This window comes from Pseudoramibacter porci, assembly GCF_009696145.1.
Classification (GTDB): domain Bacteria; phylum Bacillota; class Clostridia; order Eubacteriales; family Eubacteriaceae; genus Pseudoramibacter; species Pseudoramibacter porci.
This window is the reverse complement of record NZ_VUMO01000027.1, coordinates 1-1,800: the sequence shown is the minus strand read 5'-3', so window position 1 is coordinate 1,800 and position 1,800 is coordinate 1. Positions and strand designations below refer to the sequence as shown.

At 50.9% G+C, this 1,800-nt stretch carries 1 rRNA gene; it reads left to right on the top strand.

The features are described 5' to 3' along the window. Nucleotides 1–246 precede the first annotated feature (246 nt). Nucleotides 247–1,772 (top strand): 16S ribosomal RNA (locus tag FYJ52_RS09910). Nucleotides 1,773–1,800: the final 28 nt, after the last annotated feature.

Here is a 1,800-nt window from a genome sequence, read left to right as displayed (position 1 = left end):
TTCAAAAAACTTCAAAAAAGTTCTTGACAAGAACAAAGTGAGCTGATATAATAAAGAAGTTGTCGCTTGAAGCGACGGCAGGTCATAGAAAAGAGAATAGTACCATAAAACCTGGAAAACACAAACCAAAAAACCTTTAGATTCCGGAGCAGTGAGAACTGCTTTCAAATCGAAACACAGAGCAGACTGTGGATAAATAAAGCAACCAGATAGAACTTAAAACAGCGAAAGCTGTTCGAGTAAATTTTACTTGAGAGTTTGATCCTGGCTCAGGACGAACGCTGGCGGTATGCTTAACACATGCAAGTCGAACGAGAAGCTGTCTAATGAACCTTCGGGCGATTTAGAGAGTGGATAGTGGCGAACGGGTGAGTAACGCGTGGGCAACCTGCCTTTCGGAGCGGAATAGCCTCGGGAAACCGGGAGTAAAGCCGCATAACATTGTATTTTCGCATGAAGATACAATCAAAACTCCGGTGCCGAAAGATGGGCCCGCGTCCTATTAGCTAGTTGGTGAGGCAACGGCTCACCAAGGCGACGATAGGTAGCCGGTCTGAGAGGGCGAACGGCCACACTGGAACTGAGACACGGTCCAGACTCCTACGGGAGGCAGCAGTGGGGAATATTGCGCAATGGGGGCAACCCTGACGCAGCAATACCGCGTGAGTGAAGAAGGTTTTCGGATCGTAAAGCTCTGTTATTGGGGAAGAAGAAGTGACGGTACCCAATGAGGAAGTCCCGGCTAATTACGTGCCAGCAGCCGCGGTAATACGTAAGGGACGAGCGTTGTCCGGAATCACTGGGCGTAAAGGGCGCGTAGGCGGTTTTATAAGTCAGATGTGAAAGGTACCGGCTCAACCGGTGACGTGCATTTGAAACTGTAAGACTTGAGTACTGAAGAGGCAAGCGGAATTCCTAGTGTAGCGGTGAAATGCGTAGATATTAGGAAGAACACCGGTGGCGAAGGCGGCTTGCTGGGCAGATACTGACGCTGAGGTGCGAAAGCATGGGGAGCGAACAGGATTAGATACCCTGGTAGTCCATGCCGTAAACGATGAATACTAGGTGTTGGCAGTTATGTCAGTGCCACAGTTAACACAATAAGTATTCCGCCTGGGGAGTACGACCGCAAGGTTGAAACTCAAAGGAATTGACGGGGACCCGCACAAGCAGCGGAGCATGTGGTTTAATTCGAAGCAACGCGAAGAACCTTACCAGGCCTTGACATCCTCTGACCGTCTTAGAGATAAGATTTTCCCTTCGGGGACAGAGAGACAGGTGGTGCATGGTTGTCGTCAGCTCGTGTCGTGAGATGTTGGGTTAAGTCCCGCAACGAGCGCAACCCCTGTGATTAGTTGCCATCATTCAGTTGGGCACTCTAAACAGACTGCCGTAGACAATACGGAGGAAGGTGGGGACGACGTCAAATCATCATGCCCCTTATGGCCTGGGCTACACACGTGCTACAATGGTCTGAACAGAGGGCAGCGAAACCGTGAGGCGGAGCGAATCCCACAAAACAGATCTCAGTTCGGATTGCAGGCTGAAACCCGCCTGCATGAAGATGGAGTTGCTAGTAATCGCGGATCAGAATGCCGCGGTGAATGCGTTCCCGGGTCTTGTACACACCGCCCGTCACACCACGAGAGTCGGTAACACCCGAAGCCAGTGTGACAACCGCAAGGAGTCAGCTGTCGAAGGTGGGATCGGTAATTGGGGTGAAGTCGTAACAAGGTAGCCGTATCGGAAGGTGCGGCTGGATCACCTCCTTTCTAGGGAGAAAACAGGGAGTCATGGTAC